This window comes from Streptomyces albidus (ex Kaewkla and Franco 2022) (assembly GCF_013870515.1).
Taxonomy (GTDB): domain Bacteria; phylum Actinomycetota; class Actinomycetes; order Streptomycetales; family Streptomycetaceae; genus Streptomyces; species Streptomyces albidus.
In genome coordinates, this window is record NZ_JACBXA010000042.1 from 1 (window position 1) to 21,136 (window position 21,136).

General features: G+C 68.0%; 14 protein-coding genes. 11 read left to right on the plus strand and 3 right to left on the minus strand.

The window, feature by feature from the left end; translation table 11 throughout:
* The coding region (locus H5J26_RS09955) for a serine protease (RefSeq protein WP_181765400.1) at nt 1-2,580 on the plus strand (2,580 nt) is incomplete at its 5' end.
* An 83-nt stretch (nt 2,581-2,663) separates the two neighbouring features.
* Nucleotides 2,664-3,623, plus strand: coding sequence for a bifunctional riboflavin kinase/FAD synthetase (locus tag H5J26_RS09960; protein ID WP_181765401.1), 960 nt, complete (start codon nt 2,664-2,666; stop codon nt 3,621-3,623).
* 75 nt (nt 3,624-3,698) lie between these two features.
* On the opposite strand, the gene H5J26_RS09965 is transcribed toward H5J26_RS09960, so the two are convergent.
* The 3 genes from H5J26_RS09965 to eccE all read right to left on the minus strand — a co-directional run bounded on the left by H5J26_RS09965 (nt 3,699) and on the right by eccE (nt 8,766).
* Nucleotides 3,699-6,449, minus strand: a complete 2,751-nt coding sequence (locus tag H5J26_RS09965; protein ID WP_309237852.1) for an SCO5717 family growth-regulating ATPase — start codon at nt 6,447-6,449, stop codon at nt 3,699-3,701.
* A gap of 278 nt (nt 6,450-6,727) precedes the next feature.
* Nucleotides 6,728-7,438, minus strand: a complete 711-nt coding sequence (locus H5J26_RS09970) for a hypothetical protein (protein ID WP_181765403.1) — start codon at nt 7,436-7,438, stop codon at nt 6,728-6,730.
* Nucleotides 7,438-8,766, minus strand: coding sequence for a type VII secretion protein EccE (gene eccE / locus H5J26_RS09975; protein WP_181765404.1), 1,329 nt, complete (start codon nt 8,764-8,766; stop codon nt 7,438-7,440). Before eccE ends, H5J26_RS09970 begins: the two co-directional genes overlap by 1 nt.
* A 187-nt stretch (nt 8,767-8,953) precedes the next feature.
* Between eccE and eccB the strand changes: the two genes are divergently transcribed.
* From eccB to H5J26_RS32240, 9 genes are all read left to right on the plus strand, one after another.
* Nucleotides 8,954-10,501, plus strand: coding sequence for a type VII secretion protein EccB (gene eccB / locus H5J26_RS09980; protein ID WP_181765405.1), 1,548 nt, complete (start codon nt 8,954-8,956; stop codon nt 10,499-10,501).
* Nucleotides 10,502-10,519: 18 nt separating this feature from the next.
* Nucleotides 10,520-11,812 carry a type VII secretion-associated serine protease mycosin gene (mycP, locus tag H5J26_RS09985; RefSeq protein WP_419183775.1) on the plus strand — a complete coding sequence of 431 codons (1,293 nt, stop codon included), beginning with the start codon at nt 10,520-10,522 and terminating at the stop codon, nt 11,810-11,812.
* A gap of 402 nt (nt 11,813-12,214) precedes the next feature.
* Complete coding sequence (locus H5J26_RS09990; protein WP_309237853.1) at nt 12,215-12,586, plus strand: hypothetical protein; 372 nt, start codon at nt 12,215-12,217, stop codon at nt 12,584-12,586.
* A 17-nt stretch (nt 12,587-12,603) separates the two neighbouring features.
* Nucleotides 12,604-14,313 carry a WXG100 family type VII secretion target gene (locus tag H5J26_RS09995; RefSeq protein WP_181765407.1) on the plus strand — a complete coding sequence of 570 codons (1,710 nt, stop codon included), beginning with the start codon at nt 12,604-12,606 and terminating at the stop codon, nt 14,311-14,313.
* Nucleotides 14,314-14,373: 60 nt separating this feature from the next.
* Nucleotides 14,374-15,561 (plus strand): S8 family serine peptidase, encoded by a 1,188-nt coding sequence (locus H5J26_RS10000; RefSeq protein WP_181765408.1) that lies wholly within the window; start codon nt 14,374-14,376, stop codon nt 15,559-15,561.
* 49 nt (nt 15,562-15,610) lie between these two features.
* The gene (locus tag H5J26_RS10005; protein ID WP_181765409.1) at nt 15,611-15,970 is read left to right on the plus strand and encodes a WXG100 family type VII secretion target; all 360 of its coding nucleotides are present in this window, start codon (nt 15,611-15,613) and stop codon (nt 15,968-15,970) included.
* A gap of 60 nt (nt 15,971-16,030) precedes the next feature.
* Complete coding sequence (locus H5J26_RS10010) at nt 16,031-16,342, plus strand: WXG100 family type VII secretion target (protein ID WP_181765410.1); 312 nt, start codon at nt 16,031-16,033, stop codon at nt 16,340-16,342.
* Nucleotides 16,343-16,569: 227 nt separating this feature from the next.
* Nucleotides 16,570-18,918 carry a PQQ-binding-like beta-propeller repeat protein gene (locus H5J26_RS10015; protein WP_181765411.1) on the plus strand — a complete coding sequence of 783 codons (2,349 nt, stop codon included), beginning with the start codon at nt 16,570-16,572 and terminating at the stop codon, nt 18,916-18,918.
* Nucleotides 18,919-19,911: 993 nt separating this feature from the next.
* Entirely contained in the window at nt 19,912-21,135 is a 1,224-nt protein-coding gene (locus H5J26_RS32240; RefSeq protein WP_181765412.1) for a PQQ-binding-like beta-propeller repeat protein, read from the plus strand.
* Nucleotide 21,136: the final 1 nt, after the last annotated feature.

Sequence of the window (21,136 nt, forward strand, 5' to 3'; positions counted from 1 at the left end):
GTACGGGAGGCGGTGGGCCGGGCCTTGGCGGACGCCGGACGCCCGCAGGCCCACCCGGACGGGGGCACCGGTGCGAACGGCGGCCCGCCGAGTGCGGACGTCGTCGCCCGGCTGGCCCGCGACGCCAAGCGTCCGCTGCTCGTGCTGCTGGACGCGCCCGAGGAGATGCCGCTCGGGCTCGCACGCGAGTTGAGGCGCTGGACGGCGGGCACGGTGAGCTGGCTGCGGGCTTCGGGGGCACGGATGGTGATCGCGTGCGGGCCCGAACACTGGGAGCAGGCAGGGGAGTTCTTCCCCGCCACGATGCTGTACGAGGGCGCTGACGGGCCCGACGCGGCAGAAGGCGCCGTCCTGCCGCCCTGCGTGCGGATCGGCGATCTGCCGGCCGAACAGGCAGCCCGCGCGCGAGAGCGGTACGGCCTCGACGACGGCTCCCTCGCCGAAGGGGACGCCCGACATCCGCTGGCCATGCGGATGCTGGCCGAGATCCGCGGAGCGCTGAACACCGCCGACTGCGGCTCCGCCGCTCCGAGCCGTACCGAGATCTTCTCCGCCCACCTCGATCTCGTCGCGCTGCGCATCGCCGGCCGGGTGGCGGCCCAACTGGGGCGTGCGGCGCGTGACGGCGCCGTGCGGAGGCTCGCGGTCCGGGCTGCCGGTGCACTTCATGAGGCGGCGCGGCGATGCCTGGGGCCCGGGCAGGGAGCGGTGGGCAGGGCCGACTTCGAGGAGGTCTTCCCACGGCGGTCCGGCTGGCGGTCGGCGGTGCTCGAAGAAGGCGTTCTCGAGGAGGCCGGCGATCAATTCCGTTTCGTGGACGAGGAGTTCGCCGACTGGCTTCAGGGGCGCCACCTGGAGGTGGAGGCGGCCCTGGCCGCACTCGTGCACGAACGGGCCGGGCAGAGCGCCGAGTTGGAGGCGTCCGCCGCGTACGGCCGGTCCTGTGCGCCGGCCGGGCCGCATGTCCCGCGGCACCGCGTCGGCCCGGTCGTGCAGGCCCTGCTGCTGTGCGACCGGCTCGAAGGTCCTGCGGTTCTGGAGAGGCACCTGCTTCCGTTGATCGACGTCTGCTTCGGGGGAGTCGCACCGGAGAGCGTCTGGTGGGCCACCCGTCTGCTCAAGGACACGCTGCGGCGCGTCAACGACGCACGCCCGTACGACGGCGTCCTCACGCGGCTCGCGCAGCGCATCGCGGCGGACGGGCACGGTGGCGACTTCGGCCCCGGGTTCTGGCGCCGACTTCGGCTGCCGACCGGCCAGCAGACCGAGTTGCTACGACTGATGCTGCCCGCCGATCCCCTCCACCGGCCGGAGGGCGGGCGCGGGAACGGTCGATGCCTGGATGTGGTCGACGAACTCGCGGCCGCCGATCCCGAAGCCGTTTTGCCGCTGCTGTGCGGCTGGTTCACCGACAGGCGCACGCTGAACGGCGGGACACCCGCGAGCGGACTGCCGCAGCCCACCGTTGCGTCAGCCGCACAGGCGCTGCTGTACGCACATCGCGGACGCGCACCCGGCCTTCTGCTCGACCTGCTCATCGACGCCTGCCATCCGCGCGCCGACGAACTCCTCGGCGAACTCGCTCAGGACGAACCGGCAGCGCTGTGCCGTGCAGTCGAACGCTGGGCACACGACGAGCGCAGCCTGCGGCGGATCGCGGCCGCCGAGTACGGGACGCAGATGGCCAGGCACGCCCGTACGGACGCCGAACGGGAACACCTCGCCGGCGCCGCGCGCGCACTGCTGAGACGTTCCGGCGAGCTCTCCCTGCACGCGTCGGCCATGGCCCTCCTGCTGCGCATCTCCGCCGACCGTGACCAACATCTCGACGCTGCGCTCGACCTGCTGGGCGCCACAGGTGCGAGGGAGCTGTCCGACGCACTCACCCGCGCACTCCGCGAGCGGCCGGAGCCCGTGCTGGCCGCGTTCCGCGCGCGGCTGGGCGAGCCGGGCAGCGGGGCGCACCACCTGGTGGAAACCCTCGCGGAAGCGACGGACGCGGGCCTCGCCGTGGCCACCGCCGAGCTGGTGCGTGAGTACGCCGAGCTGCGGCCGGAGAGGGCGGCGGAGGCGCTGGCCCCGTTCGTACGGCGCAGACTCACCCCCGGAGCGGAGGACCGGGCCGGGCTCCAACTGCTGACCGACGCCCTGCTCAGCTCGCCCTGCGCACCGCTGCGGGCGAGTCTCGTCCGGGCACTCGGCGAGGCGGGGCCGGGGCCCCTGCGGGACGAGCTGCTGGACGTGCTGCTGCTGGGGGAGCGGGAGATCACCGTGCTGGACGCGGCGCTGGCGGCGGTGGTGCGGGGCGGACGCGTGCACGCAGTGGAGGACGGGAACGGCCCGGCGGAGCGCCCCGGACGGGGCTTCACCGCAGAACTGGTCCGCAGAATCGGGCTGCTCATGGCGCGTACGCCCGAGGGCGCGGCCTGCTTCGACCGCCGCCTCGTCGAGCTGTCCCGGGAGGTGCCGGGGTTCGCCGAACTGCTGCGGGCCTGGGCGGAAGCCGCACCCAATGCGTGGGCGGCGGTGGTCGGGCCCAGCGCGCGGCGCATGTGCGATGCCCTGGCAGACCGTGCGTAGGCGCGGGTCCGGTGAGGGGGCAGCTCAGCGGCATGGCACCCTTGGACCGGCGAAACCCATCGGCATCGGCGAGGAGCAGTGACGTGCAGCGCTGGCGTGGCTTGGAGGACATCCCGGAGGGCTGGGGGCGCAGTGTCGTCACCATCGGCTCGTACGACGGGGTGCACCGCGGGCACCAGCTGATCATCAGCAGGACGGTTGCGCGCGCTCGCGAACTCGGAGTGCCCGCAGTCGTCGTCACATTCGATCCCCACCCGAGCGAAGTCGTACGGCCCGGCAGCCACCCGCCGCTGCTCGCGCCGCACCCCCGGCGAGCCGACCTCATGGCCGAACTCGGCGTGGACGCCGTGCTGGTGCTGCCGTTCACCGCGGAGTTCTCGCAGCTCACACCCGCCGAATTCGTGGCCAAGGTCCTGGTCGACAGGCTGCACGCCCTGAGCGTCGTCGAGGGGCCCAACTTCCGTTTCGGGCACAGGGCCGCGGGCAACGTCGACTTCCTCGCGGAGCTCGGCGAGACCTACGACTACGAGGTGGAGGTCATCGACCTCTACGAGCGAGGCACCGCCGGAGGCGGGGAGCCCTTCTCGTCCTCGCTGGTGCGGCGCCTGGTCTCCGACGGGGACGTCGACGGTGCGGCCGAGGTCCTGGGACGCCCCCACCGAGTCGAAGGCGTGGTCGTGCGCGGCGCTCAACGCGGCCGTGAACTGGGCTTTCCCACCGCGAACGTCGAGACCGTCCCGCACACCGCCGTGCCCGCCGACGGGGTCTACGCCGGCTGGCTCACCGCCGACGGCGAGCGCATGCCGGCTGCGATCTCCGTGGGGACCAACCCGCAGTTCGACGGCACCGAGCGCACCGTCGAGGCCTACGCCATCGACCGCGTGGACCTCGACCTCTACGGGATGCACGTCGCCGTGGACTTCCTGGCCTACATCCGCGGGCAGGAGAAGTTCGACACCCTCGACGCCCTGCTGGAGCGCATGGGCGAGGACGTGGACCGCTGCCGCGACCTGGTGGCGAAGGCGGACGGCGCGCAGCGCTGATCCGCTCGCGGGGCGGATGACCGCCCTACGGCGGCGGCGCCGGTGTCCCGTACGCCGCCGCTCTGCGACGGTGCCTCAGCTCGACTGCGGCGGCCAGCCCTCAGGCGGCTGTTGCGGCTGCTGCTGTCCGTAGGGCGCCTGAGGGGGCTGCTGGCCGTACTGCTGCTGCCCGTACTGCTGTTGCCCGTACGGCTGTTGGGGCGGCTGGCCCGGGTACTGCTGTCCCGGCATGGGCGGCCCCGGCGGCTGCTGCCCGGGCATGGGCGGTGCCAGCTGCGGCGGAGGCTGGCCGTTCGCCGTCCACAGGCCCTGCTCCTGCTGGGCGCGGCTGAAGTCCTCCGCGATGAGCGCCGACAGCTCGAAGTAGGCCTCGCGGGTCTTCGGACGCATCATGTCGAGATCGAGCTCGGCGCCGGCGGAGAGATGCTCGTCGAAGGGGATGGTGACGACTCCCCGGCAGCGCGTCTGGAAGTGCGACACGATGTCCTCGACCTTGATCATCTTTCCGGTCTCGCGGACGCCCGAGATGACCGTGATGCTGCGCTGCACCAAGTCGCCGTACCCGTGGGCGGAGAGCCAGTCGAGCGTCGTGCTCGCGCTGCTCGCACCGTCCACGGAGGGCGTGGAGATGATGATCAACTGGTCGGCGAGGTCGAGCACTCCGCGCATCGCGGAGTAGAGCAGACCGGTGCCCGAGTCGGTGAGGATGATCGGATACTGCTTGCCGAGGATGTCGATGACGCGGCGGTAGTCGTCGTCGTTGAACGTCGTCGAGACGGCCGGGTCCACGTCGTTCGCAAGGATCTCCAGGCCGGCGCTCGTCTGGGACGTGAACCGGCGGATGTCCATGTAGCTGTTGAGGTACGGGATCGCGGTGACCAGGTCGCGGATCGTCGCACCCGTCTCGCGGCGCACCCGGCGGCCGAGGGTGCCCGCGTCCGGGTTCGCGTCGATGGCGATGACCTTGTCCTGGCGCTCCGTCGCGAGGGTCGAGCCCAGAGCCGTGGTGGTCGTGGTCTTACCGACGCCGCCCTTGAGGCTGATGACGGCGATGCGGTAGCACGACAGCACCGGCGTACGGATGAGGTCGAGCTTGCGCTGCCGCTCCGCCTCTTCCTTCTTGCCGCCCAGACGGAAGCGGGAGTTGCGGGCGGGGTTCTGCGAGCGGGGCTTCCGCTTGCTGTTGACCAGACGGTCCGAGGACAGCTCCACCGCCGCGGTGTAGCCGAGGGGCGAGCCGCCCTGGTTCTGGCGGCGCGGGTCGGCGGGCTGTTGCGGCTGCTGCTGTCCGGGCTGGGCCTGTTCCGGTTGCTGCGGGTAGCCGTAGCCCGCGGGCGGGGTGCCGGGCTGGTGCTGAACCGGCTGGCCCGGGTGCGGCTGTTGCTGCTGTGCGGGCTGTTGCGGGTAAGGCTGAGGCTGGGGCGTGTACGGGGGCTGCTGGCCCGGGTACTGCTGTCCGGGCTGCTGCGGGTAGCCGTAGCCACCCGGCTGCGGGTATCCGTAACCAGCCTGCTGCTGGGGCGAGTTGGGGGCGGGCGGCAGTGCGGGGCGTGCGGTGTCGGGGGCCTGATCCTGCTGCGGGAGCGGCATCGGGGGCATCCCGCTCGGAGGTACGGGCGAGCCGGGTGCGCCGGTGTTTCCAGGCTGCTGCTGGGGAGGCTGCTGGCCGACCTGGTGCGGGAATCCGTAGCCCGGCTGTTGCTGGCCGGGCTGAGGGCCGGGCTGTTGCTGTCCTGGGTGCTGGCTGTGGTCGCGCTGCTCGGGCAGGGGCGGGGTGGGGCTCGGGCCGCCCGACGGGGTGGACCAGGGGTCGCCTGCTGAAGGGGGGTTGGCGGGCTGGTACTCCGGCGGGAGCGGCGGCACCCCGGGGGGCGGCTCCGATCCGGGCAGGGGACCGGGCATGTTGCTGCCGTCGGCCGCGGGCATGGGCTGCCACGGCGGGGTCTGCTGCGGAGGCGTGGACTGACCATGCGGAGGCACGGCGTCCTGCGGTTCGTCGGCAGGCCCTTCACCGGGGGCGACGTCGGAGCTCTGAGCGGCGTCCGTGGAGGCGGGGACGCCGGCGGGGGGTGTTCCGCTGCCGGAGTCACCGAATGCATCGGCGGGCGACGAAGTGTCGCTGTGCGAGGGGGCGTTGCTCCCCTCGGCCTCGGCCTTCTCACGTTCCTTGGCTGCGGCGACCTCGGCGATCTCCCGGCGCAACGCGGCTGCGGAGAACCGCATCGTCGCGCCGTCCTCGATGTCGCCCGCACCGTCCGCGAGGCCCGCATCCGTACCCGTACCTGTTCCCGTACCCGTACCCGCACTCGTCCGCGGGTCGGAGGTCGCTTCGTCGTGCGCGGCGGGCTCAGGCTCGCTCGCGTCATCGGAGGCGCTGGCCGGACCGGTGGCGTCGACGGTGGGCCCGTTGTTCTTGTCGGGCTCGGCCGGGGCGTCTGCGGGCTGATCCGCGGCCTGTGGCGGGCGCGCCCAATCCGGCGTCGGCAGCGGGAAGTCTCCCGGAGACCCGGTGGAACCCCGCTCCTCCTCGCCCGCGTTCGCGGCAGGCGGCGTCTCGGGGCCGGCGTCGTCCGTGAACTGGCGAGGTGCCTCTTCGGGCTGGGACGTCTCCGGGGAAGGCCCGGGAGCGGGCGTGGCGGCCGGCGTGGACGGATACGCATGGCTCGGGGAGCTGTTCGCATCCTGCGTGTACCAAGCAGGCGGCGTGTAGTCGATGGTGAACTGACCGGTCGATTCCGTCTCGTGCTCGGAATCAGCTTCCGCATCGGGCCGATCGGTGTCGGGCACCATCCCGCCGTCGCGGATCTCGTCCCGATCGCTGCTCACAATGCCTCCTGCTGCTGTGGTCATGCACCCCGATTTGCTACGCGCCCACCAAGCCTAATCACCGTAACTCCGGGCACGGCAGAGCGGCCCGGCCTCAAGGGGAGACGGGGCCCCGTGACCTGACTCAACCAGCCCAAGGTCTCGGTTCCGTCTCGGCTTCGGACCGGGCTCGGCCCCGTCCGTCATGTGGTCTGTGGCGCTTCAAGCGGCGTTGGTCCGCGGCACGTGCACTTCGAACTTCGCATGCCGTGAGCCGAGGCCGCAGTGCGCCTTCACGGTCAGTCGAGCCGGCGGGGTGTCCCCAGAAGGCCCGTCTCCGCATCCGTGGGCTGCGTCAGCGCGTAGTGCCGGTCGCGCTTCGTGCACCACAGGGTCACTCCGTCCCCGAGGGTCGACAGCGCTTCGACCTCCTGCTGCGGCAGCTGCAGGATCCGGCCGATCTGCTTCGCCTCGTCGGGCGAGACCCGCTGCACGCCGATCAACGAGGAGTTGCGCAGCAACCGCGGCGCCACCGGGCTCAGATACGGCAGCAGCGTCAGCACAGACTGCCAGGCGGAGGAGGCAACGCGTCCACGAGGGGGCCGCATTCCGCAGTCCCGCACGACGAGCACAGGGCTTCCCACCGTCGGGCCCATGGGCGGGACCCGCGCGACGTCATGGAGGGTGATGCACTCCTGCCCCGCCCCCGCTGCCTGCACCAGGTTCGTCCACACGTGTGCGCGGCCCGTCTCGACTGCGACGCGTGCGCCCGTACCGGCGGTGCGGAGCGCCAGCACCTGCGCCGTCCACAGACCGCCGATCAGCACGACGTCGTACGGCATCGGGTGGTGGAAGCCCACCACTTGGGGACGGCCCTCGGCGTCGTTCCCGACGACGACGCCGTCGTCGCCTATGGGCAGCGAGAGCGCCGCCAGATGGTCGGCCGGGAGCGAATGGCCCGCACGCTGCGGACCTCGCAGCCCTTGCATCAGACCCATGCCACGTGCCATCAGCGTGCACCCCCGAGCGGCAGCGTCGCGAGAACACCCGGAAGCTGCTCGCGGTCCAGTCGTACGAGCCCGACCTTCGCCGAGCGGGAAGCACGCTCCAACTGGCGGCGTGCCTGGGAGAGTTCATTGTCCGTGCGGCCGGTGATGCGCACGTGTCCGTTCACGGACACCGACTGCCGTCGCGTCGCGCGGCCGATCGTGAGGCTGAACGTCGTGGTGAGCGCCGGGACGGACGTCAGCAGGGACACCAGCCGGGGAAGCGGAGTCGCCGCCCGGCCGACCTCCGGCCAGCGGCCCACCCCGTACGTGGTGTGCCAGCGGTCGTCGCAACGCCACGCGCGCGGAGTCTCCTGCGTACGGCGGGCCGGCGGGGCGTCGGGCTGACTCGCCCGCGCCGTCGCCAACGGGTTGGCGCAGGCGGAGGTCGCCACGGCGGCGACCAGCTCCTCCTCGTTCAGCACGGAAGCGCGGAAGCCCGAACCCGTTATGCGGCTCGCCAACTGGTCGGCAGCGCGCGTCAGACAGCGCTGCGCTCCCTCGACGCCGCCTCCGCGCGCTTTGACCGCCTCGGGGCACAGCTCCGGGTCCAGCTTGAGCGCGACCCACGTCAACCGCAGTGCGGGAGACCCGGTTTGCTCCTGAAGTGGGGCGTAACTGCGCCGTGCCACGGACTGTTCGGGCAGATGCGGCGCCGGCGCGGGCTGCACGTGCTGCACGACCTGGACCGATTCGAGCACGATCCCGTCAACGTCCAACGCGTCGCGCAGCAGCCCGAGCGGCAGGGCGCGTGCCCCGAACGCGGGGCGCAGAGCGCTCACTCCGGCCTCCACGCGGACGACGGCCGTGAGGAAACTGCCGTCGCCGAGCATTCCGATCGTGCGGCGGTCGCGGTCGAGGAAGGCGTACGTACGCAGACCGGGCGCGCACTCCACGGCCGGGCCCAAACTCGGGTCGAGCCGCTCCGTGAGGGGCATCGCCAACATCCGCTTACGGGCACGCAGTTCGAGCACGGTGGCCAGCCAGTCGCGGATCGAACGCTGGTGACGGCGCATCAGCGCGAACAGCAGCAGGGCGACGGCGATGACTGCGGCGGGCACGAGCATCAACTGGTCGATGGCGGCGGCGACCACCAGCACGACCAGCGCCAGCTCGATGAGCACGAGCTGTTGCAACTGGAACGGACCGAGCCGCGTCGTGCGCGATTCGGTGCGCAGAACGGTCGATGCGGGAATGCGAGGGCGTGCCGGTGTCGTCGTACCCGTCGAGCCGCTCGGACGCCGGTCACCGGGCCCAGCTGCGGCCCCCCGGGCGCGGGTTGCAGTTCCCATCGCCGCTTAGCCCCCTCATGTCCGTATTCGCCCCAGAAGTCAAGGGACGTTGGCCGGGCGATCACCCTACCGGAGCAGCGGGAGAGGATCGTCAACCGGCATAGTAGGGGGACGGTCCGACAAACGGCACCAGTGACGGTGTCCGATGGTCCACGGCAACCGGTCAGCGGGGAGAGGCAATTCACTCATGGCATCACGGCGGGACGAGCTCAACGCATACACCTTCGCGAAGAAGCGTCTGGTTGCGCAGTTCCTTCAGCCCTCTCCGACAGGTACGGAAGAGGGCGCTCCCCGTCCGCTTCGCGGGATCGTCCCCGGTCTGATCGTCGGGGTGCTGATCATGGCGGGGTTCGGAGCGTGGGGGATGTTCAAGCCGCAGGTGCCCAAGGGCTGGGACGAGACCGGCAAGAACGTGCTGATCGGCAGCAAGTCCACGACTCGCTACGTCGTCCTGGAGACCGGAAAGAACAAGCGCAAGCAGCTGCATCCCGTACTCAACCTCACCTCCGCCAAGCTCCTTCTCGAGAACAGCCAGGGCGGCGAACCGATGAAGGTGGACGAGAAGTTCCTCGACAGCGGCAAGCTTCCGCACGGTGCGACGATCGGCATCCCCTACGCGCCGGACAGGCTGCCGGATGCCGAAGAAGCCGGCAGCAAGAAGCGCTGGGTCGTCTGTGAACGGCCACGTGGAAGCGGCACGGCCGTCCAGAAGGCGGCCTTCGTCCTCGCCGAGCGTGAGGAGAAGAAGGTCGAGGGCGAAGAGAAGCTGCGCCGAGGCGACGTCATGTACGTGGAAGGGTCGAACGGCAAGCAGTACCTCGTGGACAAGAGCGGCACCCGCTACGAGATCGGCGAAGCGGGCCAACGGAGAAGGCAGCTGCTCGGTGCCCTGGTGGGAGGGGCGGCCACCCCCCAACGCGTCTCCAATCAGTGGCTGTTGACGCTGAACAAGGGCGATCAGATCTTCTTCCCCGAAGTGGACGACAAGCCTGGTGCACCGGCCAACGTGGAAGGTGACCTGGACAGCGTGTCGAATCGCGTCGGCATGGTCCTCAAAGCCGAGTCCGGCCCCCGGGACCAGCACTACGTAGTCGTCAGCGGTCGCGTCATGCCGGTCTCGGACTTCACCGCGAAGCTGCTCCTGCACTCTCCGGAACTGGCCGGACTGGACCAGGCGAACAAGGCGAAGCGCGTCAACGCCGTCTCGTTCACCGCGGACAAGCAGACCTATGCCGACGGGAAGAAGTGGCCCAGCCAGAAGCCTGTGCCGGTCAATGCCGGGAGCAGCGCGGCGAGCGAGCGCGACACCTCCTGCAACGTACTGCGGGACGTGAGCAGCAAGGGCCGTACGACGCTCAGCACCTGGAGTGGTGACCGCTTCCCTGCCCAGCTGCCCACCGGTTCCTCGAGCGCTTACGTCAGTCCTGGTTCGGGACAGCTCTTCCGGCAGGTGAAGGGCGACAGCACGAAGTCCGGCGGCATTTTCCTGGTCACGGACACCGGCCTGCGCTACGCCATGCAGACCAACGGTGACAGCGCGGAGGACGAGTCGGATATCGGCAGCGACGGCAAGAAGTCGAAAGAAGAGACGCCGGGCGAGGACAAGTCGGCGCAGGCTCGCCTCGGCTACGAGAACCTGAAGAATCCGACGCCGATTCCGGCCGCGTGGTCACAGTTCCTGCCGACCGGGCCACGGCTGTCAACTGAAAGCGCCAAGCAGCCGCAGGGTTCCTGATTCGGGGGAGAGAGACGAATGACGTACAGCCCGAATCGCGTCATGTCCGGTGGCGCGACACGCTTGCGCCGCTGGACGGCGTTCCCCGCCGCGATTGCCGTCGCGGTGACCACGCTCGGCCTCGCCACGGCTTCGCCGGCGGCAGCGGAGGGCAGTGAACCGTGCGCGAACCCGCCGAAGGTCTACAAGGGAATGCCGTGGTCGCTCGAAAGAATCCTCCTTGACGACCTCTGGAAGCAGAGCATGGGTGAGGGCGTCCGCGTCGCGGTCATCGACACGGGTGTGGATGTGAAACACCCTCAGCTCAAGCGAGCCGTGGATGCGGGAAGCGGGCTGAACACGCTGCCCAAGGGGAAGCCGAAGAAGAACGAGCAGCCCGTCACCCGGGGCAAGCAGAACGGCACGACGGACACCGTCGGTCACGGGACCAAGGTCGCCGGAATCATCGCTGCCCGTAGGAGCACGGACACGAAATTCGCGGGGCTCGCCCCGCAGTCGACGATCATCCCCATCAGGCAGAACGACGAGAACGGCCGGGGGACGGCCAAGACCCTCGCCCAAGCCATCGATCACGCGGTGAGCAAGAAGGCCGACGTCATCAACATCTCCCAGGACACCACCGAAGCCCTCAAGCCGGACTCCGTGCTGAAGGAGTCGGTCGACAAGGCATTGGCGGCCGATGTCGTGGTCGTCGCATCCGCAGGCAACGACGGCCTCGGTGGGAACGTCAAGGAGACCTACCCCGCCTCGTTCGACGGCGTGCTGGCCGTGGCTTCCTCCGACCGCAACAACGAACGGGCGCCCTTCTCGCAGTCCGGCGAGTTCGTCGGCGTCGCCGCCCCGGGGGTCGACATGGTCTCGACCATGCCGGGGGGAGGGCACTGTGCCGACAACGGGACGAGTTTCTCTGCCCCGTACGTGGCTGGTGTGGCCGCGCTGATCAAGGCCGAGCACAAGGACTGGACGCGGCAGCAGATCGTCGCCCAGATCGAGCAGACAGCTGAACGCTCCGTGGCAGGCCACGACCGCCTCGTCGGATGGGGTGTCGTCGACCCGCTCCGCGCACTGACCGAGGACGAGAAGCCGATCGAGGAGCCGACTCCGGACGAGGGCATCTCGCAGGCGGAGGCGCCCACTCCAGCAAAGTTGCAGCTCGGTGAAACCACTCAGGAACGCAACGAACGCATCGGCACCTATGCCGTAGTGGGCGGTGGCGTGCTGGTAATCGTCATCGCCGGCGGTGCGCAGATCTACCGTGACTGGCGCCGCCGTACGGGACGTGTGATGGATGGAAGCGATGCTTCCGCCTGACGCCCGACATCATCACCGAATCCTCACAACTGGCGGCGGAAGCAGGGCAATTCGCCCGTTGGGGGATGGGTTCGGCTGTGGAAGTCTCGTGTCGAAGCTCTGCCGTCGACAGGCTGATTCGCTCCTGTTGCAGACGGCTACTTGACAACGTGGCATGCACGCAGAACTGCGGTTGTTTCAGTGAGTTGAGCAAGTCTCTTGCGCAGGTTTGCAGTTGGAACAGTGGTACCCAGTGGCTAAAGTGTCACCGGACGTCATCAGCATCGCGAAGACTGCGAAGACTCAAACGGGTGGAGGGGGAGAGCCGTAATGAGGCCTGCCGAGGGGGGCGGTTCCGCTCCAGCGCCTTCAGGGCGCGACCTGAAACGGGGCGCGGAAGCTCTTACCACTTTCAAGAAGCGGGTGGACTCGGTCCTCAAGGACCTCGCAGGCTCCCCCGCAGCGAGGGTGGGTGACCAGCAGATCTCCCGCTCGTCCTTCAGCGCGGGCAACGCCCCGTTCGCTGAAGCCGATGGGCTCTTCACGCAGTACAACCGCGTGCACACGGAGTTGACCACCTTGTCGCAGACGCTCAGCGACCAGATCGAGGCCATGCAGATCGCCGTGCACGGCGCGGACGTCGGCTTCAACAACCTGGAAGAGGACGTGCGACGTCGCTTCTGGGCCATCCAGGCCCGTACGCAGCAGCGCGCCGAGGACGCCCGCAAGAACGCCGAGGGTGCGGACGCGGGCAGGGACAAGGGCCACACCGGCGACGACAAGTCCAACTACTGACGAAGGGAGGAAGTGCCATGGCTGGAAACGAAGATGGTCAGAGCGGCGGGGCCGAGGAGCAGCCCCGTCCGGAGGTACCGAACGTCGCTCCCAACCTTGCGGTCGTCGAGCTGCGTCGGGTCATGTCGTCGCTCCCTTTCTTCGGCACCGGTGGTGACGGCAACCTCGGCAAGACGAGCTTCGAGGCCCACAGGCTCAACCAGATGATCGATCTGGTTGAGAACGGCCGTCCGAGCGACATGGAGCACGCGGGTGACGCACTCTGGAAGGCTGGCGGTGCGATCCGGCGCGCCGCCGAGGAGCTGAGCGGTCATATCGACAGCGTCGACTGGGAAGGCGAGTCCGGCGACGCGTTCCGTACGTGGGGCAGAGGCCTCGTCAAGAACTCCCGCAAGCTCGCCGACTACTCCGAGAACGCCGGCACGCAGATCAAGGCTTCCGGTTCCGGTCTGGCGACCGTCCAGAAGTCGATGCCGCCGCGGGACACCAGGCTGGTCCAGAAGGACGTCAAGGACATCCCGGCGCCTGCGCAGGTCGAGGGCAACAAGGAGTACGCCGAGGCAGCCAAGGTCGAGGAAGACCGCCAAGAGGCGATCAACCAGATGAACCGGCTCGGCTCCTACTACACGGTCTCCAACGAGATCATGGCCGGCCAGGAGCCGCCGACCTTCGGCGCGATGCCTAACGTGGGTGTGCCGAGGCCCGGCCCCGAGGACCCAAGGAGTGCGGGCGAGGGTGAGCCGTCGTCCACGGACTCGCCTGGCACCGTCCAATCCGAGGCGAGGTCGGCAACACCTGATGGCGGTCGCGAGACTGCGTCAGTCACGACTCAGGGGCCTACTGCAGTGACCCCCGTTCCCGAGCGGAACATTGGTACGGAGATCGACAGCGTCGCCGCTCCGCCTGCTCCCGCACCGGAAGTCGGCACGCCCCCGACCACCTCACCTGCGACACCGACTGCTCAAGGCCCGTCAGCCGGGCCGGTGACTCCCATAGCTCCGGGACCTACGGCGCAAGGGCTCGCGCGCAGCACCGCCAAGGCGCCTGGAATTGCCGGCACGCCCAGGGCCACCGGTCAGGGGCCGGTCGGGCCCGTCGGCCGTACCGGTCAGGCCGGCATGGCCAGACCGGGGCCCATGGGCCGCACTGCGAATCTGGGACCTGGACCGGGCCAGAACGGGATGACGGGAAGGCCGGGCGCAAGAGGCATGGGCCCGGGGATGATCGGCCGCACCGCTGGTGCCGGTTCGATGGCGGCTGGGCAGCCGACGACACCTCGAGCGTCGCGTCCTGGCGGGATCGTCGGAGGAACGCCCAGCCGAGCTGTCAGTGGCGCGAAGGCGCCGCGGATCCCACGCGGAACGGTCGTCGGCAACGAGGGTTCGACCGGCAAGGGCGGCCTCCGGGGTACCTTCGGCCGCGTTGTCGGATCAACTGGTGCGCCGTCGACTCCCCGTGCCTTCGTGAAGAAGCCGGCTGCCGGGCGGGGAGGCGTCGTCGGTCTCCCGCGCTCCGGCGGGGCAGGTCGTGGCCTTGGTGAATTCACGCCTGGCGGTTCGGGGTTGGCACGTGCCGGTGCAGCGGGTGGAGCGATGGTGCCGGGTGGAAGGGTGCCGACCACTCGGGATGAGGAAGTCGAGAACGGTACTCGTCCCGACTACCTGGTCGAAGACGAAGAGACATGGACGACAGGCCGACGCGGCACTGTTCCGCCGGTGATCGAGTAGTACGGGTGATTCAGGAATGACGGCAGTGACCAGGTCCATGACGCTGACGGGGGGCACCCGATGAAGAGGTGGCTGTTGCCACTGGTCGCCGCCACCGGTGTGTGGACCGTCGTCCTCTCGGGGTTGCCTCAGGCTGCTGTGGCCGAGGATGTGACCTCCAAGCAGTGGTACTTCGATGCCATGCAGATGGACCGCGTCTGGCAGAAGAGCACTGGCAAGGGGGTGAAGGTCGCCGTTGTCGACAGTGGCGTCAGCTCGACCAAATCCCTCAAGGGTCAGGTGCTCGCCGGGAAGAATGTTTCCGGCGAGGCGGGTAGCGAAAAGAAGGACGGTTCGGGGCACGGCACCACGATGGCCGAGCTCATCGCCGGCAAGGGAGCGGGAGGTCTGAAGGGGTTCGCACCTGATGCTCAGATCATTCCGATTCGCACGGCGACGTCGACCAGCAACGACTTGCAGGAGACGAGCACCATCGACCAGGCCATTCGTGCAGCAGCTGATACGGATGCCAAGGTCATCAACATCTCCATCAGCAGCGAATACTTCACTCCTGACGACGAAGCGGCGGTGAAGTACGCGGCGAGCAAGGGGAAACTCATGTTCGCGGCCGTCGGCAACGAGGGCGACGGTAAGAACAAGATTCAGTACCCGGCCTTCTACCGGGACGTGGTCGGTGTAGGAGCGACGGATAAGAAGGGGAAGGTCTCCAAGTTCTCCCAGTCCGGCGACTACATCGATCTCGTCGCTCCGGGGAGTGATATTCCGCGGTGGTGCGACAAGAGCTTCCAACGCTACTGCGATGGAGACGGTGGAACGAGTGCCTCCACCGCTATCGCTTCTGCCTCGGCCGCACTCATCTGGTCGAAACACCCTGACTGGACGGCCAATCAGGTTCTGCGCGTGATGATCGACACGGCTGGCCGTGAGTCGAAGAGCGACAAGCCCAGCAAATACATCGGCTGGGGTGCCGTACGCCCTCGTATGAACCTGGTCGAAGGTGAAGGTGATCCGGGCAATCCCGCAGTGAGCCCGCTCACCGGAAAGAAGACGGGTCCGGCCAAGGACACTGCAAATTCAGGGTCTTCGGATTCCGAGAAAGACAATGCCTCCGACAAGGTCAAGGTGGCAGACTCCTCGAAGTCCGGTGACGACGGCCAGCTCTTGACCTTGATCGGTGCAGGTGTTGGGGTCGCCGTTGTTCTGGCCGGCGCATTCGCTTTCATGCGGATGAGGCGGAACCAGCGCTGAAGAAGCCGCCGTCTCTCAGGCGGACGGAAACACACGACAGGAGAGAAGCATGGCAGGCCAGCAGAGGCTAACCGACAGCGAACTCGCACGGATCGAGCAGCAGCTGGGCGAGAAGTTCGATTCCATCAAGGCACAGCTCTCTCAGCTCCAGGCGAACATCGACGGGCTTGAGGGTGCTTGGCGCGGAATCGGTGCCGGTGCGTTCAATAGGAAGCAGACCGAGGTCAACGAAGAGATGGTGCGCATGGGCCGGATGCTCACGCACTTCCAGGAGGCCATCAAGGCCACTCGGACCATGACTGGCAACACCGACGACGAGGCCGCAGCGGCCATGCGCGGTGTCGATGTCGTGGGCGGTTACACCGGTGGCGCCGAAGGGGCCCACAACTCCAAGCTCAGCGCGTACTGACGCCAGCGCAGACGTTCTAGGCAAGCACTCAAGACATAAAGAACCAAGGAGGAACTCCTCGTGGGACCTAACGACCAGAGCGCCGGCGATGAGATCGCAGTACGGTATTCCAGCCTTCAGGAAGCTGCTACGAGCATCAAGCAGCAGGCTTCCCGGCTTCGCGGCGACCTGGAAGACATTCGCCAGGCCGTGAACCGTGTCTCTGCCAACTGGGAGGGCGAGGCCCAGACCCAGTACAACACCATGCAGCAGCAGTGGAATCAGAAGGCTGACCACGTCCACAACATTCTGAACAGCATCGCCGACAAGGTCACGCAGGCGAGCGGTGACTACCAGGCGACGGACAAGCGAGCTGCCGGCAACTTCGGCTAGGCCTTGTTCGGACGTCGGACGTGGGGCGTGGGCGTGCGCGGGAGACGCCCACGCCGTCTGCATGCCGTCCAGGCGAACTGTCCAGCCATTCGGTTCAGTTCGCCTGGTTCGGCATGTCTGCGGACCTCATCGGGTGAGTAATTGTGGCACACCCTGATTCCAGGAGTATCAACACAATACGGAATTCGCGAGCATGGCTCGTGGCCGCGAATCGCATGGGCTAGGTAATGGAACTGCTGTACAAGGACGATCCGCGCCGTATTGGTCCGTTCCCAACCGTCGGACTCCTCGGCGATGCAGCGAGCCGAAGGCATGGTCGTGAGCGGCGATTCGTCGCACATTCCGCAAGTGGTGATCGAACCCTTATCGTCACCACGCTTTCCCAGGAAGCCCAGACGGACACAGCTTGTCTCACCCGATTCCGTTTCGAAGCCGAGCAGGCGCAGAGGCTGAGTACTGAGATTCCGGGACTAGTGCCGGTCATCGAGATCTCATCGGTCGACGACGGGCAACCCTGGTACGCGTCGCCCTTCGTTCCCGCCTTGTCGCTCCCCGATGTCATGGGTGCCTACGGAGGTCCACTTCCCCTCCGCACCGTCGTCACGGTTGGAGCCGTCCTCGCCGAAACGCTGACGTCCTTGCACGAACGTGGCTTCGCTCATGCCGGGATCACGCCTTGGTCCGCGCTCTTGAGTGCGGAGGGACCTCGCCTCGCGAGCTATGGCGCCGTCCGGTCGGCGGCGCCTGACGGGGAGGATCGTTCCGGGCTGCCAGGGCTGGTCTCGGAGAGTGTCCCTCCGGAGCAACTCACCGGGGGCAGGCCGCGGCCGCTCGGGGACATCTACTCGTTGGGCGTGGTGCTCTCCTATGCAGCGACAGGCCACATGATCGCTGAGAGCGAAGAGTTGCCTGTCAGCTTGCAGTCCCTCATCGCGGCATGCCTCGCCCGCGATCCTGCCCGCCGCCCCCCGGCGTCCACTGTTCTGGATGAACTGATGCGCAGCTCGGGCCAGTGGGCTGAGAACGTTCACGGCAACCGTCCATCCACGGCGACGGTTCTGGATGGTGATGCCAGCAGGGCCGGATCATTGCTGTCGCCAGGTTGGATACCGAAGCGGGTCTGCGTAGCACTCGGAGCCCAGGCCGAGCAGGTTCTCGCCGCAGAAACGGATCCGCAGCTCTTGGCTCTTCACCGGGCAGCGGGTGCTGACTTCGAATCGGTCACCGTTGCAGGGACGCACGGGCCCACGGGCAGTGCTCGCGTATCCGTAGGTGAAGGGCATGAGAGTGGGGTCACGGCAACCTCTGAGACGGCCACGCCGCCGCCAAGTAGGACGTCCCGCCGGAAGTTGGTGACGACAGCTGCTTCGGGAGCCGCTGGGATCGCGATCGGCGGAACCGTCACTTGGATGGTGACTTCGGAGGAAGTCCCTTCTCCCACCCTCGCGCAACGCCTCGCCGCCAAGAAGACACCGCGAAGGCGACCGCAGGGAGCTCCGCCGACCCCTCGATGGCGTTTCGAGGTTCCGGGCGATGCGCCGAAGTACGCACCGGTGACCCACTCTTCTGAGATCGCCGTCGTCGTCAATGGATCAGCAGTCCATGGCGTGGAGCTCCGCTCGGGAAAGCAGGTGTGGCAGTCCCGGATACGGGCTTCCGGTCAGCCGCGGATGGTGGAGGGAGGCTCGGTCCTCATCCCGGCCGGCGACATGATCGCACTCAACGCCCGTACGGGGGCTGTGCGTTGGCGCTCGAAAAAGTTCCGGAAGGGAGGCGCGAGCCCCTACGTCTCCGTGCTCGCGGTGGATGGAAGCACGGCATGGTTCACGATCAAGGAACCGGCTGGGGATGCGCCCGGCAGCGGGTGGACAGTGGTGGCCTACGACGTGGCCGAGTCGTCCGAGCTGTGGCGTCGTCCGGTGCCTGCCGGGACGACCGGCGGGCACCTCTCGAAGGACCTGCTTGTGGTCACCGCTTCCAAGAATTCGTCCTCGGCCGGCAAAGAGGTCCGTTCTGCCGCGTTGGTCGCCTTCGACCGCCGTACAGGCGACGTACGTTGGCGCCGTGACCATGCGGGACCTGTGGCGGGCTCGATGATGGCCACGTTCGGTGACGGACGGCTCGTCACCGCAGAAGGGCCTGTACTCCGTGGATACGCCATGGAGAAAGGCGACAAGCCTCAGTGGCGCCTTGAGACCGGCGGAGAAGAAGGCCAACGTCCCCAGTTCGGTCCCCCTCTCGTACATGGTGAATCCGCCTTCATCACCGACGTGTCCCAAGCTGTGCATGCCGTCGATGCCGAGGGGCGGGTGAAGTGGCGGTCCCCGTTGGACAGGGCCTGGACAGCAACTGAACGGCCGCCGGACACCCTCATCAATTCATCGGGGCAGCTGGTGTTGTCCTTGGACGAAGCTGAAGTGATCGCCCGTGACGCCCGCAACGGTTCGGTCCTCTGGCGCTTCCTGGACACACCGAGGCGGACCGGAGGACCAACAGGCTGGCGTAGGGCTGCGGCGACGGATGATCTCGCCGTGGTGGTCAGCCGGAACAGTGTCTACGCCCTGCCCTTGGACTGACCCCACCATGAGCCACGTGGATCGACGGCATCATCCGTATCAGGAGAGGAGCGCATGAAGGCGCTGCATGAAGAGGACCTCGGGCGGGCAGGGTCTTGGCTTCTCCTGGAGGAACTGCCCGCTCGTTCCGGCGGTGTCCGGTTCCATGTCGGCGGTGACCACTCCGGTCAGCAAAGCGTGGTCATGCTTCCCCCGAGGGGGCCGGCAGGGGACGACGGTTACAGGCTGCGGTTCTGGGCGGAGGCCGTCAACTCGCAACGACTCACTCATCGTTGTGTGGCGAACATCGCTGACGTGTCACCTTCGACGGACACGCATTCCTGGGTCGCTTACAGCACCTTCCCGGCGATTCCTCTCACCACAGCGTGGGCTCTCAGCGGAGAAGGATTTCATGAGCGGGACGTGAGCAGCCTCGCGCTGGCACTGGCCGATGCCCTGTTCAACGTGCACGCGCACGGTCTGGTGTTCGCCGGTCTCTCGCCCGAAACGCTGCTTCTCACTTCTGACGGACCCCGGCTGACAGGCTTCGGACTGGTCCGGGCCGCCTCACCGGAGGGCACGGCAAGCTCGTCCGTCCCCGGTGTTCCGACCGGAAGTCTTCCTCCGGAACAGCGCTCGGGAGGTAGACCCCGGCCGGCCGGTGACATATACGCCTTGGGCACCGTCCTCAGCTACGCCCTGACGGGCCGCTATCCCGAGCCGGACGAAACGGCCCCCCTTCCGTCGCCGGCAGACCCCTTGCTGCGTCAGATACTGGCCGACTGCCTGTCGGCGGACCCGAGCGAACGACCTCGCGCAGACGCTCTGGTGAGTCGCCTGCAAGAGGCGGGCACCCGTCCGTATCCAGAATCGCCTGCGGCCGTCTCAACTGCTCTGGCAGACCAGGCCGCACGGCATCCGGTCCGGTACGCCGCTCAAGCGGACGCGACAGCGACGTCCGATGTTGCCTCGGGGGTGACCTCTCACACAGGACACTCGCAGGTTGCGCATCCCGTGCCCTCCCGCCGGTCGGTTCTGCTCGCGGGTGCAGTCGGCGCAGCCGGGATCGCTGTAGGAACCGGCGCTGTCGCCGGATGGCGGGTTTTCGGGGAAGAGCCGCGGAAACGCCCCAAGAAGCTTTCGGTTGCGGGCACCGGCCCAGCTCCGCTGTGGCGCTACTCTCCGGGCGGCGAAGAGCTGGGGAAACACGTCCTCGTGGGCAATCGCACTCTGGTGCTCGCAGGGGTCGCCGATTTGACTGCGATCGATCTGCGGAGCGGCAAGGTGACCTGGTCTCGGGACGACAAAGGCTCGAGCGTCGCTCCGTTGGACGTGAGCTCGGGAGAGGTACTGGTCTCGGACCTCAATGAGTTCCATCTCGTCTCCGTGAAGTCCGGCCAGATCAAATGGACCGAGACCAGGTACGGGACCGAGAAACCCGTCATGTTCAACAGGGCGCTTGCCGCCTCGCGGGGCATCCTCTACTTCCTCGGGGAGGTGAACGAGGCGCCGAGTGACGACAAGTACAGGGCGGTCGCCTACCGGCTGAGTGACCGCAAGGAGATATGGCGCAGCAGAATTCCCCCGGGCTTTCCCGACCCGCTCTCCTCCGACGAGACCACGGTGCCGGTGGTGCGGGGAGGTGAACTGCTACTCCCCAACTCGGGCTTCGAGTCCGAGGAGGAGTGGTTCACCTACCTTGCGCTGGACGCACGGACGGGAAAGCGGCTGTGGAAGCGTTCCTACCCCGGCGCTCAGCGTGGCTCGCTGATGCTTCGACTGCCGACTGCCGGCAACCAGTTGGTCGCCGACGTGGACAGAGGTCTCCGTTCCTTCGATCTGCGGAGCGGAAAGAAGCGGTGGCATCTCGACACGGGCGCGGTCGCCGCTCCCGGGCCGGTTGTGAGAGGCAACACGATGTACGTCTCTGACTCCAGTCTCCGTGTCCATGCAGTCGACCTCCGTGAGGGCAAGAGCCTGTGGCGCCGTGGCGACAGCGCCGCGCCCTACGCGGGCGGCGGCTCTGCGGGAAAGATGGCGATCAGTTCCTCGCAGCAGACATTGTTCCGGTCGGCCGATCTGGAGATCGACGCTTTGCGGACCCGCGACGGCGACCCACTGTGGCGGATGGCGATGGTGGATTCCGCAGCAGTCGGGCCGGGGACATTCGTCGACTCTGTGCCTGGGACCGTGCTCGTGGCGACCCAATCCACCCTCTACGCCCTACCAGTGGACTGAA

What these genes read in the sequence shown, in the direction of transcription:
- H5J26_RS09970 (WP_181765403.1), bottom strand. Translation starts at nt 7,438, where the DNA reads ATGGCACGTGGCATGGGTCTGATGCAAGGGCTGCGAGGTCCGCAGCGT.
- eccE (WP_181765404.1), bottom strand. Translation starts at nt 8,766, where the DNA reads ATGGGAACTGCAACCCGCGCCCGGGGGGCCGCAGCTGGGCCCGGTGAC.
- eccB (WP_181765405.1), top strand. Translation starts at nt 8,954, where the DNA reads ATGGCATCACGGCGGGACGAGCTCAACGCATACACCTTCGCGAAGAAG.
- mycP (WP_419183775.1), top strand. Translation starts at nt 10,520, where the DNA reads ATGACGTACAGCCCGAATCGCGTCATGTCCGGTGGCGCGACACGCTTG.
- H5J26_RS09995 (WP_181765407.1), top strand. Translation starts at nt 12,604, where the DNA reads ATGGCTGGAAACGAAGATGGTCAGAGCGGCGGGGCCGAGGAGCAGCCC.
- H5J26_RS10000 (WP_181765408.1), top strand. Translation starts at nt 14,374, where the DNA reads ATGAAGAGGTGGCTGTTGCCACTGGTCGCCGCCACCGGTGTGTGGACC.
- H5J26_RS10005 (WP_181765409.1), top strand. Translation starts at nt 15,611, where the DNA reads ATGGCAGGCCAGCAGAGGCTAACCGACAGCGAACTCGCACGGATCGAG.
- H5J26_RS10015 (WP_181765411.1), top strand. Translation starts at nt 16,570, where the DNA reads ATGGAACTGCTGTACAAGGACGATCCGCGCCGTATTGGTCCGTTCCCA.